General features: G+C 44.5%; 15 protein-coding genes. 14 read left to right on the forward strand and 1 reads right to left on the reverse strand.

What is annotated here, in order from left to right; genetic code table 11:
- The first annotated feature begins 18 nt into the window (after nt 1-18).
- On the forward strand, nt 19-1677 hold the full coding sequence (gene bfmS / locus AY606_RS14620; protein ID WP_067870231.1) for a sensor histidine kinase BfmS: 1659 nt from the start codon (nt 19-21) through the stop codon (nt 1675-1677).
- 48 nt (nt 1678-1725) lie between these two features.
- Here bfmS and AY606_RS14625 read toward each other — a convergent pair whose 3' ends face one another.
- A complete protein-coding gene (locus AY606_RS14625; protein ID WP_067870233.1) occupies nt 1726-2082 on the reverse strand; it encodes a hypothetical protein in 357 nt (118 codons plus the stop codon).
- Nucleotides 2083-2704: 622 nt separating this feature from the next.
- Between AY606_RS14625 and ndhC the strand changes: the two genes are divergently transcribed.
- The 13 genes from ndhC (at nt 2705) to nuoN (ending at nt 17762) form a co-directional block, all read left to right on the forward strand.
- Nucleotides 2705-3253, forward strand: coding sequence for an NADH-quinone oxidoreductase subunit A (gene ndhC, locus AY606_RS14635; RefSeq protein WP_067870237.1), 549 nt, complete (start codon nt 2705-2707; stop codon nt 3251-3253).
- 6 nt (nt 3254-3259) lie between these two features.
- Nucleotides 3260-3937 (forward strand): NuoB/complex I 20 kDa subunit family protein, encoded by a 678-nt coding sequence (locus tag AY606_RS14640; RefSeq protein ID WP_067870239.1) that lies wholly within the window; start codon nt 3260-3262, stop codon nt 3935-3937.
- An 88-nt stretch (nt 3938-4025) separates the two neighbouring features.
- Nucleotides 4026-5813 carry an NADH-quinone oxidoreductase subunit C/D gene (gene nuoC, locus AY606_RS14645; protein WP_067870241.1) on the forward strand — a complete coding sequence of 596 codons (1788 nt, stop codon included), beginning with the start codon at nt 4026-4028 and terminating at the stop codon, nt 5811-5813.
- Nucleotides 5814-5826: 13 nt separating this feature from the next.
- On the forward strand, nt 5827-6336 hold the full coding sequence (gene nuoE / locus AY606_RS14650; protein ID WP_067870243.1) for an NADH-quinone oxidoreductase subunit NuoE: 510 nt from the start codon (nt 5827-5829) through the stop codon (nt 6334-6336).
- Nucleotides 6333-7664 (forward strand): NADH-quinone oxidoreductase subunit NuoF, encoded by a 1332-nt coding sequence (gene nuoF / locus AY606_RS14655; RefSeq protein WP_067870245.1) that lies wholly within the window; start codon nt 6333-6335, stop codon nt 7662-7664. Before nuoE ends, nuoF begins: the two co-directional genes overlap by 4 nt.
- An 11-nt stretch (nt 7665-7675) precedes the next feature.
- The gene (gene nuoG, locus AY606_RS14660) at nt 7676-10360 is read left to right on the forward strand and encodes an NADH-quinone oxidoreductase subunit NuoG (RefSeq protein ID WP_067870247.1); all 2685 of its coding nucleotides are present in this window, start codon (nt 7676-7678) and stop codon (nt 10358-10360) included.
- 3 nt (nt 10361-10363) lie between these two features.
- A complete protein-coding gene (nuoH, locus tag AY606_RS14665; protein ID WP_067870249.1) occupies nt 10364-11380 on the forward strand; it encodes an NADH-quinone oxidoreductase subunit NuoH in 1017 nt (338 codons plus the stop codon).
- A gap of 18 nt (nt 11381-11398) precedes the next feature.
- Nucleotides 11399-11941 carry an NADH-quinone oxidoreductase subunit NuoI gene (nuoI, locus tag AY606_RS14670; protein ID WP_067870251.1) on the forward strand — a complete coding sequence of 181 codons (543 nt, stop codon included), beginning with the start codon at nt 11399-11401 and terminating at the stop codon, nt 11939-11941.
- Nucleotides 11941-12459 (forward strand): NADH-quinone oxidoreductase subunit J, encoded by a 519-nt coding sequence (nuoJ, locus tag AY606_RS14675; protein ID WP_171255433.1) that lies wholly within the window; start codon nt 11941-11943, stop codon nt 12457-12459. Before nuoI ends, nuoJ begins: the two co-directional genes overlap by 1 nt.
- The gene (nuoK, locus tag AY606_RS14680) at nt 12459-12767 is read left to right on the forward strand and encodes an NADH-quinone oxidoreductase subunit NuoK (RefSeq protein WP_067726428.1); all 309 of its coding nucleotides are present in this window, start codon (nt 12459-12461) and stop codon (nt 12765-12767) included. Before nuoJ ends, nuoK begins: the two co-directional genes overlap by 1 nt.
- Nucleotides 12764-14653: an NADH-quinone oxidoreductase subunit L gene (gene nuoL, locus AY606_RS14685; protein WP_067870255.1), complete on the forward strand. Its 1890-nt coding sequence runs from the start codon at nt 12764-12766 to the stop codon at nt 14651-14653. Before nuoK ends, nuoL begins: the two co-directional genes overlap by 4 nt.
- A gap of 7 nt (nt 14654-14660) precedes the next feature.
- Nucleotides 14661-16265: an NADH-quinone oxidoreductase subunit M gene (nuoM, locus tag AY606_RS14690; protein ID WP_171255434.1), complete on the forward strand. Its 1605-nt coding sequence runs from the start codon at nt 14661-14663 to the stop codon at nt 16263-16265.
- 3 nt (nt 16266-16268) lie between these two features.
- Nucleotides 16269-17762 (forward strand): NADH-quinone oxidoreductase subunit NuoN, encoded by a 1494-nt coding sequence (gene nuoN, locus AY606_RS14695; protein WP_067870259.1) that lies wholly within the window; start codon nt 16269-16271, stop codon nt 17760-17762.
- Nucleotides 17763-17862: the final 100 nt, after the last annotated feature.

Consider the following 17862-nt stretch of genomic DNA (forward strand, 5'->3'; position numbering starts at 1 on the left):
TATTTATAGGACATCCTCTTGTTTAAACACAGTATATTCTTGCGTATTTATGCGGGGTTAGTCATTTTAGTCGCCTTGGTGGCAGTATTTGGCTACCTGTTGGTACAGATTATTAATTACCAGCGTGCGCAAGAATATCGTGAATCTTTAACCGACGGGGTGTCCTATATTATTAGTGAGGGCATCGCCCGGCAGCCCAATGAGCAACAGAAGAAAGACTGGATTTCTGATGCTTCTGATTTGCTGGAACTGCCCATCTATTATGTAGATGCAAATAAAGTCGATTTATCGCGTACCGAGCAAAGACGCATTAATGATCGCAAAGCTGCCGTTCGTTATGATGCACAAAACTCGATTGCTTATGTCATTATTGGCTTGAAAGAAGATCCAAAACATTTGCTTTATATAAAAGTGGATAAAATTGGGGAACGCCAAATGAAAGCGTTACCCATTTTTATTCTCGATTATCTGGTGTATTACCCGGGACAAGAAAAAGAATATTTGGCAAAAATTCAATCGAATTTTTCCTACCCCATTCAAATTGAAAAAGTTCAAAACCTGCCACTCGATTCCGAACAGATTGGGCGCCTTCGATTAGATCACAGTATTATTTTATACCGTGACAGTGCGTCGGTTCGTGGCACCACGATCTCTATTGTTTCACCCATGCCAAATTCACCTTCTGAGGTGCTGGTGCTCGGTCCTGTGCCGCTATTTAACTGGATGCCTTTCCAGCTTGCAGCAGGAATTACCTTGCTCAGCTTATTTGTGCTGAGTTTGGGGGTATATGGCTTGCTTGTACCCATGCAGCGTCGTTTGCGTGAAGTGAATTATGCCTTGCATCGCATGAAGTCCGGAGATATGACCTTGCGTTTACCGGTCGATGGTACCGATGAAATGGCAAGTCTAGCGACCAATTACAACAGTATGTCTGATCATATTCAGCGTTTGATTGAAGCGCAACGCGAATTGATGCGTGCGGTTTCACATGAACTGCGTACCCCTGTGGCACGTATCCGTTTTGCTATGGAAATGTTGGCAGACGAAGATGACTACGAATACCGTTTACAGCAAGTTGAGCAGATTGATAAAGATATTGAAGCGCTAAATACCTTGATTGATGAAATCATGACCTATGCAAAACTCGAGCAAGGTACACCATCGCTAGATTTTGAAAAAATTGTCTTGTGTGACGTTTTGGATCAAGTGGTCGTTGAAACTGAAGCCTTGAAAACACAAAAAGAAATTGAGCTGAAAGCACCCCCTCTTAATATTATGGTCGATGCCGAGCGTCGATATTTACATCGTGTCGTACAGAATTTGGTGGGGAATGCAGTTCGCTATTGTGATCATAAAGTGATTGTAAGCGGTGGGATCAATGACGAAGGTCTGGCTTATGTACAAGTTGAAGATGATGGGGCAGGTATTCCCGAAGAAGAGCGCAAGCGCATTTTTGAAGCTTTTGCCCGTCTAGATGACAGTCGTACCCGTGCTTCTGGCGGCTATGGTTTAGGTCTGTCTATTGTGAGTCGTATTGCGTACTGGTTTGGCGGTAATATTGGTGTAGATAAAAGTCCGAATCTGGGTGGGGCGCGTTTTACGATGACATGGCCAGTACAACGCTTTAATCAAAGCAATAAGAAAACTGGAACAAGCAAAGACGGCATGGAGTCTTAATAGAGATATAATATAAAAAGCACCGGATCCGGTGCTTTTTAGTATGGATTATTCGTGCAGTGTGGCATCGGGTTCAATAATTGGCTTGCCTTGTCTTAAACTATCAAGGGCATCGGTATTGAAATCTAAAAGTAGAGAATTATTTTTAGGATCAATCGCATAATGGCTAACCAATTTTTGATCGCCGTTTAGTGTTTCGACTTTATATTGATCTGCAATATTTAAGATAGCATCCAGATTGGTGGTTGCAGAAGCAAAGTCTTGGCGGAAAAGTTCATAAATATCACGAAGGTCAAAAATGGCATTCTGAGCATCGGGATGTTTTTCAATATATCCTTCAACATGACGCACCAACAGCTGTGCAAAGAAAAAATACTCAGATTCATGTTTGTATTCTAAGCCCATGTGTTTGTTCCTTATTCTTTGTTCTACGGATACAGATAGGAATAGCATAAATAGGGGGGGAGATCATCAGGAGATGCATGAGAGTTGCAAAAAAACACACAAAATAAGTACTATGAAATTGTGCTAATTTGTTTTATATAGATGAGAGTGCTTTAAAAAATCACAATAAAAAAGTTCTCTGGTTATGAATAGATTTTTAAAAGCGTTGCTTTTTATGAAAGAAACAAAATAATAATGATGTGCCTATGAAAGTGGGAGCTGTAAAGACATTACGCCAGAGTTTGATCATTTTGCGCTGAGTGGAACTGTGCCTGAATAAATAAATGACATTATAATTTGGATTTTTCTTGGCAATATGAGTCTGACTTTCAGTAATTTGAAAAAAATAATCAATTTTCTTCTTTTGATTTAATAAAGCGATTGCCAGACAAACAATAGGGCTTAAGCTTTGAAAAAGCAGTAAATTGACTAAAAAATCATCCAAAAGACTAAGACTTATAAGCTAGCAAGTGAAATCATAAATCAGGTACAATTGGCGGGATTAATTTTGTGTTTGGTGTATTAGAAGGCCAATACATACATTCTTTGTTAATAAATTAGGCCTGCTAGGAGTTATCCCCGCATGAGTGCCATTACTCCATACGATTGGGCAGTTATTGCTTTCGTGATCGGCGTTACATTTCTTTGCGTCTTTATGCTCACCGTTCCTTTACTCCTTGGGGGTAAGTCATGGGGCCGTGCGAAGCAAGAGCAATTTGAGTCAGGTGTGGTGGGTGCTGGTGGAGCACGCATCCGCTTGTCTGCTAAGTTCTACTTGGTGGCGATTTTCTTTGTAGTATTTGACTTGGAAGCACTTTATCTCTACGCATGGGCTACATCGGTTCGTGAGGTAGGTTGGTTCGGTTTTACTACTGTTGTCATCTTCGTAGTTGATTTATTGATTGCGTTGATTTATGCAGTGAAAGTAGGTGCATTAAACTGGGCACCAACGGATCGTCGCAAATCAGCAGCTATGCAATCGAAAATAGGTTCAGCAAATATGAACCTTGCAGACATCACTCGCTTTAACTCCATCGAAGAGTTGGTTATGGACCCTACAGGTCAAATTCCAGCTCAATCTTCTGGTCGTGTGAAAGCAAAAACACCGGCTACATCATCTATTAAGGAGTAACTCGGGATGAAATATACATTAACCCGTGCGAATCCGGATGCTGATCAATATCCACTTCAGGAGCGCCAGATCGTTACCGATCCGCTTGAAGACGAAGTGAATAAGAATGTATTCATGACTCGTTTAGAGGACGTGATGCATACAGCTGTCAACTGGGGTCGTAAAAACTCTGTCTGGCCTTTTAACTTTGGGACATCTTGCTGTTACGTCGAATATGCAACCACTTTAACCGGTGTGCATGACATGTCACGTTTCGGTGCCGAAGTTATTCGTGCTTCACCGCGTCAGGCGGATTTAATGATTGTTGCAGGTACGTGCTTCGTGAAGATGGCACCTGTAATTCAGCGTTTATATGAGCAAATGTTAGAACCTAAATGGGTGATTTCAATGGGTGCTTGTGCAAACTCTGGCGGGATGTACGACATTTATTCAGTTGTACAAGGTGTGGATAAAATCATTCCTGTCGACGTGTATGTCCCAGGTTGCCCGCCGCGCCCTGAAGCATTATTACAAGCCTTGATGCTGTTACAAGACCAAATTCAATTAGAGCGCCGTCCACTTTCAGCGGTAATTGGTGATGATCTTCAGCCAGTGTATAAGCCAAAGATGCAGCCAGAACGTGACCGTAAGAATGCTGAACGTATTGCAGTGAAAAACTTACGATCTATGGATGAAATTGAATAATTTTAACGATGAAATATTGATGCACCCGGTCTGGGTGTAATTGTCGTTAAAGTTGCCTTGAATTTGTATAAAATAGGAAGCCAAGCCAATGGCTGAAACTGACATTGCTATGCCAGAATCAACGCCTGTTGATTCACGCCCAGCATTTGCAATTGTAGAAGAACTCAAAACCAAGTTTGGTGAGAACTTCTACGTGCAAGCGACTTTTGAAGATTTTCCAACGGTCTGGGTTGAGCGCGCACGTGTACAAGACGTCTTAATGTTCTTGCGTAAAGTGTCACGTCCATACGTGATGTTGTTCGACTTGTCGGCGGTAGATGAGCGTTTACGTACGCACCGCGACGGTTTACCTGCCTCAGACTTTACCGTGTTCTATCATTTGTTATCGCTAGAGCGTAACAGTGATATTCGTATTAAAGTTGCGTTGAATGAGAGTGATTTAAATCTTCCCACTGCGACCAATATTTGGCCAAATGCCAACTGGTACGAACGTGAAGCATACGATATGTTCGGCATTAATTTCGAAGGGCATCCAATGCTCCGTCGTATTTTGTTGCCAACGTATTGGGAAGGTCACCCACTGCGCAAAGAATATGCAGCACGTGCTACTGAATATACGCCATATATGCAGAACCAGGCGAAACAAGATTTCGAGCAAGAACACTTGCGCTTCGTTCCTGAAGACTGGGGTCTAAAACGCGGTAATGCCGATGAAGACTTCATGTTCCTGAACTTGGGTCCGAACCACCCATCTGCGCATGGTGCATTCCGTATTATTCTTCAGCTAGACGGCGAAGAAGTCAAAGACTGCGTGCCGGACATCGGTTATCACCACCGTGGTGTGGAAAAAATGGCTGAACGTCAAACCTGGCATTCATTCATTCCATATACCGACCGTGTTGACTACTTGGGTGGTTGTGCGCAAAACATGCCTTATGTGTTAGGTGTGGAACAAATGGCCGGAATCACGGTTCCTGATCGTGCACAATGTATCCGTGTCATGATGTCTGAATTGTTCCGTATCAATAACCACTTGTTGTATATCGGTACTGCAATTCAAGATGCTGGTGGTATGACGCCGGTATTCTATATGTTCGCCGATCGTCAAAAAATCTATGACGCAATCGAAGCGATTACCGGTTACCGTATGCATCCCGCTTGGTTCCGTATTGGCGGTACAGCGCACGACCTTCCAAACAACTGGCAAAAACTCATTCGTGAAATTCTCGAATGGATGCCAAGCCGTATGAACGAATACTACACAGCTGCATTACGCAACTCGGTATTCATGGGTCGTACCCAAGGTGTTGCGCAATACGATGCAAAATCTGCATTGGCTTGGGGTGTCACGGGTACTGGTCTACGTGCCACAGGTATCGATTTCGATGTTCGTAAATACCGTCCTTATAGCGGTTATGAAAACTATGATTTCGAAGTGCCTTTAGAGTACGAAGGCGATGCTTATGCGCGTGTTATGGTTCACTTCCGTGAGATTGAAGAATCATTAAAAATCGTGAAGCAATGTTTAGACAACATGCCGTCTGGTGCCTATAAAGCGGATCATCCATTGGCTGTTCCACCGCCAAAAGATAAGACCTTGCAAGATATTGAAACCTTGATTACGCACTTCTTGAGCGTGTCATGGGGTCCTGTAATGCCTGCTGGTGAAGCATCTGTAATGGCGGAAGTAGTAAAAGGGGCGTCGAACTACTACTTGACTTCTGACAAGTCAACCATGAGTTACCGTACCCGTATTCGTACACCAACATTCACGCATTTACAGCAAATGCCTTCTGTGATTAACGGCAGCTTAATGTCTGACTTGATCATTTATTTAGCGACAATTGACGTCGTAATGGCTGACGTGGATCGCTAGGGGTAAACGCATTATGATGATTTTGACTGACAAAAAACCACGTGTGAATGTTGAAGGGATTTTAACTTCGGAAGAAATCCACGATATCGAACATCACATTCATCACTATCCATACCCACGTGCAGCATGTTTGGATGCATTGAAATGCGTGCAACGCCGTAATGGTTGGGTAGATGATGCACAAATGAACGCAATTGCGCAGATGCTCTCTATGAGTGTTGCGGACTTGGAAGGAGTGGCTACGTTTTATAACCGTATCTACCGTCAACCCGTAGGTCGCAACGTGATTTTGCTATGTGATTCAATTGCATGCTTCTTGATGGGTGCTGAAACTTTGGCTGAGGCATTCCAACGCGAGCTTGGTATTCAATTCGGTCAAACGACTGCTGATGGTCGTTTCACGATTTTGCCAATCTGCTGCTTGGGGAACTGTGACAAAGGTCCAACCCTAATGATTAATGAAGATACTCACGGTTTGGTTGAAGTGTCTTCAGTTAAACAGTTATTGGAGAAGTATGTATGAATACTGAACCAAAACCGATTTATGGCGATGGTAACCCGGAAACCCATCCACTCACTTGGCGTTTAAGCAAACAAGCCAATGTTCGTAATGCGGATGATTACGAAGCGCTGGAAGGTTATGCAGGCTTTAAAAAAGCCATTGCCATGAAACCGGCTGAAGTGCTTGATGTGGTTAAGGCTGCAACTGTAAAAGGTCGTGGTGGTGCAGGTTTCCCGGCAGGGATTAAATGGTCATTGATGGCGCCAAATGATGGCGGTCCACGTTACCTGATCTGTAATGCCGATGAAATGGAACCAGGTACCTTTAAAGACCGTTTGTTGATGGAAGATCTTCCACACCAATTGATCGAAGGGATGCTGATTGCTGCTTATACATTAGAAGCAACTCAGGGTTATATCTTCATCCGTGGTGAATACATCGAAGCTGCGAAGTACTTAAACGAAGCGCTTGAGCAGGTTCGTGCCAAAGGTTACCTAGGTGAAAACATCCTCGGTACTGGCTGGAACTTTGAGATGCACGTGCATACCGGTGCGGGTCGTTATATCTGCGGTGAAGAAACTGCATTGATTAACTCGCTTGAAGGTCGCCGTGCAAATCCACGTACCAAACCGCCATTTCCGCAAGTTGCAGGTGCTTGGGGTCGTCCTACCATTGTCAACAACGTAGAGACCTTTAACAATTTACCGGCAATCCTGCTTCGTGGTCCTGAATGGTATGTTGGTTTATCTGAAGGTAAATCGAAAGATCCAGGCACGAAAATTTATGGTGCATCAGGCAAGGTGACATTCCCAGGTTTATGGGAACTTCCTTTTGGTACTACCGCGCGTGAAGTGATTGAAGATCATGCCGGTGGTATGCGTGATGGTCTTAAGTTAAAAGCATGGCTACCCGGTGGTGCATCGACTGACTTTTTGGCTGCTGAACACATTGACCTGCCAATGGATGCGGAAAGCATCATGAAAGCAGGCTCACGTTTAGGAACTTGTTTGTTAATGGTGGTGGATGAAACCCAGTGTATGGTTTCAGCGACCCGTAACTTAGAAGAATTCTTTGCGCGTGAATCGTGTGGTTTCTGTACCCCATGTCGTGATGGCCTACCTTGGGCAGTGAAAGCGCTTAAAGCTTTAGAGAATGGCGAAGGTAAGCAGGAAGATATCGAGCACTTACAAGAGTTAACGCGTAAGTTGTGGATTGGTAAGACTTTCTGTGCGCACGCACCGGGTGCAATGGAGCCGCTTATGGGCGCACTCAAACATTTCCGTAGTGAGTTTGAAGCAAAAGTGACGAATCGTCCTGCTGCTCAAGCTAGCCACGCAGAACAGGTTTAAGGAATTCGACTATGGCTACAATTCATGTCGATGGAAAAGACTACGAAGTAAATGGCTCGGAAAACTTGCTGCAAGCATGTTTGTCTTTGGGTCTGGATATTCCATACTTTTGTTGGCATCCATCCTTAGGTTCTGTTGGTTCTTGCCGTCAATGTGCCGTCAAACAATACGCAAATCCTGAAGATACGCGTGGTCGTTTGGTGATGTCATGTATGACGCCTGCTTCTGACAATTCCTATATTTCAATTGAAGACAAAGAAGCAACGGAATTTCGTGCATCGATTGTTGAATTCTTGATGACGAATCACCCGCACGACTGTCCAGTTTGTGAAGAGGGTGGTCACTGTCATTTACAAGATATGACGGTGATGACACAGCACGACCGTCGTCGCTACCGTTTCACCAAACGTACGCATTACAACCAGGAGCTAGGCTCATTCATTTCTCATGAAATGAACCGTTGTATCGCATGTTACCGTTGTGTTCGTTACTACAACGACTACGCAGGCGGGACAGACTTTGGGGTGTATGCAAGCGCTTCTCGTGTTTACTTCGGTCGTCCTGAATCAGGGACGCTAGAATCTGAATTCTCGGGTAACCTGACTGAAGTATGCCCAACGGGTGTATTTACCGATAAAACTCACTCAGAACGCTACAACCGTAAATGGGACATGCAGTATGCACCAAGCGTGTGTCAAGGCTGTTCTTCAGGTTGTAATATATCTCCGGGTGAGCGTTATGGCGAACTTCGTCGTGTTGAAAACCGCTTTAATGGTGACGTTAACCAATACTTCCTTTGCGATAAAGGTCGTTTCGGAACGGGTTATGTAAATCGTGCAGATCGTCCACGTCAGCCACAGTTCCGTAATGGCGCAAACGTGACTACGGTTTCTGTTGATAAAGCACTAGATACCGTGATTGCAAATATTCAAGGCAAAAAAGTTTTGGGTATTGGTTCTCCACGTGCCTCTCTTGAATCTAACTTCGCGCTTCGTGAATTGGTCGGTCAAGATAACTATTCAACAGGTCTGTCGCAAAAAGAACAAAATCTGGTTGAACTGGCTGCTTCTATCATGCAAACCGAGGGTGTTTATAACCCGACGATGCGTGAAATTGAAAGCTATGATGCGGTGTTGATTTTGGGTGAAGACTTAACTCAAACTGCACCACGTATGGCCTTGTCTGTTCGCCAGGCGGCGAAAAACAAAGCCAAAGAAATGGCGGCAGAACGTCGTACCCAAGAATGGCTGGCTGAACCGGTACAACGTATTGGTCAAGATGCGAAATCTCCGATTTACATCCTGGCTGCAACGCAAACCCGTTTAGCTGACGTTGCCACAGGTGAAGTGGTTGCTTCTCCAAACGACATTGCGCGTTTGGGCTTTGCGGTTGCTGCGGCAGTTGCAGGTGAGAACATCACTGGTTTGGATGATGATGCAAAAGCATTTGCTCAAACCATTGCGGACACCTTAAAAGCTGCGAAAAAACCACTGATCATTTCAGGTACCAGCTTACAAGATCCTGCAATCCTGGAAGCGGCAGCTCAAGTTGCTCAAAACCTGGGTTCAAATGCAGGTTTGACATTGACTGTTCCTGAAGTGAACTCCATGGGCTTGGCAATCTTTGGTGGATTAAGCTTGGAACAAGCATTCGCTCAAGATTACGATGCCATCATCGTGGTTGAAAACGACCTATACCGTCGTTTACCAACAGCTCAAGTGGATGCGGCATTCGCCAAAGCAGCTGAGGTGATCGTGGTTGATCATTCTGAAACTGCAACTGTTGCCAAAGCATCGATTGTACTTTCAGCGGCAAGCTTCGCGGAAGGTGATGGTACTGTGGTATCTCAAGAAGGCCGTGCACAACGTTTCTACCAAGTGTATGACCCAAGCTATCACAAACCAGAGTATGCGATTAAAGAATCATGGCGCTGGTTGCATGCCCTTGAAACTGGCTTACAAGGTAAGGCAATTTCATGGACATTGCTGGATGACGTGATTGAGTCTGTTGCGAAAAATGTACCTGCACTTGAAGCAATTCGTGATGTGGCACCAGATGCGGGCTACCGTGTACATGGCTTGAAAATTGCGCGTGAACCACGCCGTTATTCAGGTCGTACTGCCATGCGTGCGCCGTTATCTGTACATGAACCGAAACAGCCGATCGATATCGATTCTGCATTAACGTTCTCTATGGAAGGTTATGTCGGAAATCAAACGCCATCTTCACTGATCCCATTTGCATGGTCTGCGGGTTGGAACTCTCCACAAGCTTGGAATAAATACCAAGACAACGTGGGTGGTCACTTAAAAGGTGGTGATTCAGGCATTCGTTTATTCGATCGTTTAGTTAAACGTCCTGCACGTACTTTCGTTGCACCAACGCCAGTTGTTACTCATCCAGAAAGCTTCCGCTTAGTACCGATGCACCACATTTTCGGTTCTGGTGAGTTCACTGTGAAAACACCTGCTATGGAATCGCGTATTCCTGAAGCAGTATTTGCCGTGGGTGAGCAAGATGCAGCACGCTTAAATGTTCAAGACGGTCAAAACATTACTGTGAAATCAGGCGAGGCAAGCATCAGCCTTCCAGTTCAAGTGATTGAATATTTACCTACAGGTTATATTGGTTATCCAATTGGTCTTGCACCAACGGTTTCACTTGCAGAGCCTGTATCAGTCGCGGTAGGAGTGTAATTCATGAATCAAGAAATTATACGTCAAACACCGCTTTGGGCTGAGAACTGGCCAATCGCTTACTCTGTAGTTCAGGCGATTGTGATCTTGCTTGTGGTGGTGCTTGTCGCTGCGTTGATGTCATTCATTGAACGTCGTTTACTGGCATTATGGCAAGACCGTTACGGTCCAAACCGTGTTGGTCCTGGGGGGATGTTCCAGATCGTTGCCGACATGCTGAAAATCATGTTTAAGGAAGATTGGACACCTAAGTTTGCGGACAAGCTCACTTTTCGTTTAGCACCAGCAGTTGCCATGGCAACTGCTGTACTTTCGTTCATGGTGATTCCTGTAAGTCCAACACTGGGTGTTTCAGACATGAGTATCGGGCTATTGTTCTTTATGGCAATGGCCGGTATTGCAGTCTATGCAGTACTGTTCGGTGGGTGGTCTTCAAATAACAAATATGCGTTATTGGGTGGTCTACGTTCAGCAGCTCAAACCATTTCTTATGAAGTGTTCTTGGGTATTTCGCTTATGGGTGTGGTCGCAATTGCGGGTTCATTCAACATGCGTGAGATTGTTGAAGCACAACGTGATGTCTGGTTCGTTATTCCGCAATTTTTGGGTTTCTTGATCTTTATTGTTGCTGGTGTCGCGGTAACGCATCGTCATCCATTTGACCAACCCGAAGCTGAACAAGAATTGGCGGAAGGTTACCATGTCGAATACGGCGGTATGAAATGGGGTATGTTCTTCGTTGCAGAATATGTCAACGTGGTTCTTATTTCAGCACTGATCGTAACTTTATTCTTCGGTGGTTGGTTAGCGCCATTCAACCTAGAAATTCCATTTATTCCACCAGTATTCTGGTTCATTATCAAAACAGCATTCTTTGTGATGATGTTTGTCTTGGCACGTGGTTCGTTAATGCGCCCACGTTATGACCAAGTGATGAACTTTGGTTGGAAGATTTGTTTGCCATTGGCGTTGGTCAACTTGTTGGTGACTGGTGCTGTGATTCTGATGAATCAGGCCTAGGACAGCAGGGAGTACAAAATGTATAAAATTCTAGCTGGATTCGGGTCAATCGTACGTTCATTGTGGATGGTTTTCAGCCACGTGACACGTAAACGTGACACCATTTTATATCCAGAAGTACCAGGTGAACAAATTGTTCCGCCGCGTTTCCGTGGTCGTATTGTATTGACACGTGACCCAGATGGCGAAGAGCGCTGTGTTGCATGTAACTTATGTGCGGTGGCTTGTCCGGTGGGCTGTATTTCACTACAAAAAGCAGAAAAAGAAGATGGTCGTTGGTATCCGGAGTTTTTCCGTATCAACTTCTCTCGCTGTATTTTCTGCGGTATGTGTGAAGAAGCATGTCCAACGACTGCAATTCAGATGACACCAGATTTCGAATTGGGCGAATATGTTCGTCAAGACTTGGTTTATGAGAAAGAAAACTTGCTCATTTCTGGTCCTGGTAAATATCCTGACTACAACTTCTACCGCGTAGCCGGTATGGCTGTAGCAGGTAAAGATAAAGGTCAAGCACAACGCGAAAGCGCGCCTGTTGACGTACGGAGCTTATTACCATGATGTGGCCATTTTATTTGATGGCACTCGTGGCCATTGTTTCTACGCTTCGTGTTGTCACCAACGCGAATCCTGTTCATGCATTGCTTAGCTTGATCGTGTCTCTGCTTGCAGTTGCAGGGATGTTCATGATTGTGGGTGCACCATTTGCTGGTGCGCTCGAAATTATTGTGTATGCCGGCGCGATCATGGTGTTATTCGTGTTTGTAGTGATGATGCTGAATCTTGGTCAACATACCGTTGATCAGGAACGTAAGTGGCTCACTTCATCTGCATGGGCATATCCTGCAATGATGAGTTTTTTGATGGGCCTTGTGCTTGTCTGGATGCTAGGTTCGGATTACACCACTGCTGGTCCTGTCATGGGCACAGAAGTGATCGGACCTAAAGTTGTTGGTACAGCGCTCTTTACTCACTACTTACTATTGGTAGAAGTTGCCGCGATGTTATTGCTAGCTGCGTTAGTAGCTGCATTCCATTTGGGTAAACGTGAACCAAGTGCAGAAAAGGAAAAAGAATAATGGGCAACATCCCTTTAGAACATGGTTTGATCGTTGCAACCATTCTTTTTGCACTCGGTTTTTACGGTGTAATGGTGCGACGCAACCTATTATTTATGTTAATGAGCCTTGAAGTGATGATGAACGCAGCTGCACTTGCGTTTGTTTTAGCGGGTAGTGCATGGTTACAGCCAGATGGACAAATCATGTTCATCCTGATTTTAACCCTTGCTGCTGCAGAGGCGTGTATTGGTCTTGCGATCGTCCTTCAGTTCTACCATCGCTTCCATCATTTGGATGTGGATGCTGCTAGTGAGATGCGCGGATGAGTTATTTATATTTAACAGTATTATTTCCGCTCATTGGTTTTGTCCTTTTAGCGGCGGGGCGTAACAAGCTTCCTGAAAATGTAGCGGCAATTATTGGGGTAGGGTCAGTTGGCCTGTCTGCTTTAGTTGCTTTGATCGCTGGTATGGGCTTTATCGCGAATGGCTCGGTTGCTCAGGTGCAACATTTGTGGACCTGGTTCAGCGTCGGTGGTTTAGCGCCGGGCATGAGCTTGCATCTAGACGGTCTGTCATTACTGATGATGGGCATGGTGACCGGTGTGGGTTTCTTGATCCACATCTTTGCATCATGGTATATGCGTGGTGATGAAGACTTCGCGCGTTTCTTCTCTTACTTCAACCTGTTCGTCGCGAGCATGTTGCTTCTCGTTTTGGGCGATAACCTGGCGTTATTGTTCTTGGGTTGGGAAGGCGTAGGTCTGTGTTCATACTTGCTGATTGGTTATTACTATCAAAAACCTGAAAATGGTTATGCAGCAATCAAGGCATTTACCGTAACTCGTATCGGTGACGTATTCTTGCTGATTGCATTGTTCTTGCTTTACCAACAATTTGGTACTTTGCATATTGGAACAATTGTTGCCAATGCACCTCAAGTATTAGCGGGTGACCATTCACTTGCGATCTGGACATCTTTAATGTTGTTCTTGGGTGCTGCCGGTAAATCTGCTCAAATTCCATTACAAACATGGCTCGCTGATGCGATGGCAGGTCCTACACCTGTTTCTGCATTGATCCATGCTGCAACAATGGTAACCGCAGGTATTTACCTGTGCTGCCGTATGTTCTCTGTGCTGGAAATGACACCTGAAGTGATGATGTTCATCTCGATTACAGGTGCGGTCACATTGATTGTGGCTGGTTTTGCTGCATTGGTTCAAACCGACATTAAACGTATTTTGGCTTACTCAACCATGAGTCAGCTCGGTTATATGTTTATGGCAGTCGGTGCTGAAGCGTATCAAGCCGGTTTATTCCACATGCTTGCACATGCATTCTTCAAGGCATTATTATTCTTGTCGTCAGGTGCGGTGATTCTGGCTTACCACCATGAACAAAACATCTTCAAAATGGGTGGCCTGTTCAAACATAACAAATTCTTGTTTGCCTGCTTCGCGATTGGTGGCGGTGCATTGGCTGCAATTCCATTCTTGACCATCGGCTTCTTCTCGAAAGATGCAATTCTGGGTGCCGTTTGGGCGCAGGGACAAAGTATTGCTGTTTATAGCAGCTTGTACTGGGTGGGTGTTGCGGGTGCGTTCTTAACCTCTATTTATACATTCCGTTTAATCTGGGTTGTATTCTTTGGTAAAGAAAACACGCCATATCACCAAATCAAAGGCGCAACTTACTGGGCTCCGTTGGGTATCTTGGCGGTACTTTCAACTGGTTTGGCTTACTTCTTGAAAGCGCCAGTAGAAGCTATTTTAAACTCTGCAAAAATTCCAGCATTTATTATTCCCGAAACCCTTGAAGCGGGTGTACACGGTGCTGAATATACAGCAGTCGGTATTGCACTTGCCGGTCTGGTGGTTGGGGTGATCTTGTTTGCCTTTGCTTACAAGGCTGTTCAAGCTTTTGCAGAAACTTCATTCGGTACTGGTCTGGTCAATATTTGCCGTAATGCACTTGGTTTTGATGCGTTGTACAACATCGTATTTGTAAAACCATATTTGTTTATTGCGAAAATTTTAGGTCGTGATCCGATTGATGGTTTGTGGTTGGTGCTTCCTGCCATTGTTAAAGGTGGTCATAGCTTCACAAGCTCACGTCAAACAGGTTCATTGCGTGAATACGCATCAAGCATGTCACTCGGTGTAGTGGTATTGCTGATGATCTTGATCGTGATTCAGGTAGTGGGGAAATAAGATGGAAATCACAAACAACTGGATTTTACCCGCGCTGATCCTTGTACCGTTCATTGCAGGTTTTATTTGTTGGTTAGTCGACAAGTTCGATGACAAATTGCCACGTTACATTGCCTTAATCGGTATGTTGGTAACCTTGGGTTTAACGGTTGTGCTTTGGCAATCGGGCACTTATAGCTATGAATTAGGTGCTAAAGTTCCGACTTGGGCGGCTGAATTTATGCTGCCTTGGATTCAAACCCTCGGTATTAATATTCACTTGGCGGTGGATGGTCTTTCACTTCTTATGGTGGGCTTGACTGCATTACTTGGTGTACTTGCGGTTGGATGTTCATGGGGTGAAATTCAAAAGAACGTTGGTTTCTTCCACTTAAACCTTTTATGGTCTTTGGGTGGGGTAATCGGTGTATTCATCGCGATTGACCTGTTCCTGTTCTTCTTCTTCTGGGAGATGATGCTTGTACCAATCTACTTCTTGATTGCGTTATGGGGTCATAAAGGCGCGGACAACAAATCACGTGTATATGCAGCGACCAAGTTCTTCATCTATACCCAAGTCGCAGGTTTGATCATGCTCATCGGTATCCTAGGCCTTGTGGTTTATGGTTACATGATGACAGGCATGATCGGATTCGATTACAACTATTTGCTAGGTGTGGCGAATACGCTTGATGCACAGTTACCATCAGTGGCTTATGCCTTGATGCTGTGTATGTTCATTGGTTTCGCTGTAAAACTTCCAGTGTTCCCATTGCACGGCTGGTTACCTGATGCGCATGCTCAAGCACCGACCGCAGGTTCTGTCGACTTGGCTGGTATCTTGATTAAGACAGCGGCATACGGTTTACTGCGTTTCGTTATTCCATTCTTCCCGGCGGCTTCTGCACAGTTTGCAGACATCGCAATCATCTTCGGTTTACTGGGTGTGTTCTACGGCGCCTGGTGTGCTTTCCAGCAAACCGATATGAAACGTTTACTTGCTTATACGTCTATTTCGCATATGGGCTTTGTACTCCTTGCGATCTATGCAGGTAACATTTTGACCTTCCAGGGTCTGATGATCATGATGCTGGCACATGGTATTTCATCTGCGGCATTGTTCATTATGTGTGGTCAGGTATATGAGCGTTTACATACTCGTGACTTGCGTAAAATGGGCGGTATCCGCGGTCAGTTCCAATACCTGCCATTTTTCTTGATGTTCTTTGTTGCGGCCCTTGTGGGTATTCCGGGTCTAGGTAACTTTATTGGTGAATTCCTGATTTTGATGGGTTCATTCCAAAAATTCCCAACCTTTACCATTTTGGCAGCAATCAGCTTGGTGCTGGCAGGTCTTTATGGCTTAATCCTTATCCACAAAGCAATGTTTGGTACGCCAAACGAAGAGCAAAAACAACATTATACCAACCCGCTGAAAGACTTAAATGCGCGTGAAATTGTTATTCTGTTGGTCTGTGCCGTTGCTTTATTATGGCTTGGTATCTACCCACAAAGCTTCCTTGATATTTCAAATTCAAGCATGGCGTGGTTAGCAAACAGCTATATCCCAGTTCAAGACGTTGTCGATGCGACTCAACAGGTCGTATCACAGCAAAATGTGGAGATCCAATAAGCCATGAACTTCACAATGTCATTTTCTGAGCTCATGCCATTAGCTCCTGTGATGATCGTGGCTTTAACTGCGATCGTTGTGATGCTTCTCATTGCAATTAAACGTAATCATAATTTAATTGCGACAACGTCTGTAGTGGGCTTAAACCTAGCTGCGCTATATATTTTATTCGCGATGTTTGGTGGCGCATTTGCACCGTCGAACGTGATGAACATGTTTATGGTTGATCCATTTAGCATGCTTTATCAATTGCTGATTATTGTTGCGGCACTTGCTTGCTGTACCTTGTCACACGCTTATATTGAAAACTACCAAGATAACCGTGAAGAACTGTATATCTTGATGTTGTGCTCGGTTGCGGGTGCAATGCTCATGGTGGCAAGCTCTCACTATGCATCTTTCTTCATTAGCCTTGAGTTGATGTCGATTCCTGTATACGGTCTGCTGGCATATACGCATCAGCGTTCACGCTCTTTAGAAGCAGGTATTAAATATCTGGTTCTTTCAGCAACTGCTTCTGCAATGTTGTTGATGGGCATGGCGTATATCTATGCATATACCGGTTCATTGTCTTTCTATGACAATGTTCAAGCGTTAATGCAAGCGATCCAGCAACCGATGGTGGTTTTAGGTTTAGGCCTAATTATCTGTGCGGTTGCATTTAAATTGTCTCTTGCTCCGTTCCACAAATGGACACCAGACGTTTATGCAGGTGCACCAGCGCCAATCGCGACATTCCTTGCGACTGTTGCAAAAATTGCAACCATTGGTTTGTTCGTACGCTATTTATTGACTTCAGGTGCAATCCTGATTGATTCAATCGTAACCATCATCACGATTATTGCGGTGCTTTCAATCTTGGTGGGTAACTTCCTTGCAGTACGTCAAGTCAACTTGAAACGTATCTTGGGTTACTCTTCAATTGCACACTTTGGTTATTTGCTGATTGGTTTAGTCAGCATGACTTACGCAAGCCTGGGTAACGTAACGGTTTATGTGATCACTTATGTGTTAACAACAATTGGTGCGTTCGGTGTGGTTGCGTTAATGTCGAGCCCGTACAACAACGACAATGAAGCAGAAAGTTTGGCGGATTACCGTGGTCTATTTTGGCGTCGTCCTGTACTGACAGCAACTTTGACTGTGATGATGTTGTCTCTTGCCGGCATTCCACTGACTGCGGGCTTCATTGGTAAGTTCCTGGTGATCATGGCTGCGGTTACAACGCAACATTGGTTCCTTGCTGCAATGATCATCGTGGGTTCCGGTATTGGTTTGTATTATTACCTCCGTGTGATGGTGGTGATGTACATGACTCCTCCAGATACCCCGCGTATTGATGCTGATAAACATTGGGGTCAAAAAGTCGGTGGTCTTATGGTACTTGCTGCGGCATTAGCGGTATTGGTGATCGGTGTTTATCCAGACCCAATTATCAAATTGGCATTGCAAGCAGAGATTTTATCTCCACTGCATTTCATGCTTTCTCAGCAGTAATCTAAAAAAACGATTAGTTTTAAACAAAAAGCCTCCTAGATTAGGGGGCTTTTTTGTTTATAAGAGGTATAAAAAACATTTATAATAGGTGAAATTTTAT

It is taken from the genome of Acinetobacter sp. SFB (assembly GCF_001647545.1).
Classification (GTDB): domain Bacteria; phylum Pseudomonadota; class Gammaproteobacteria; order Pseudomonadales; family Moraxellaceae; genus Acinetobacter.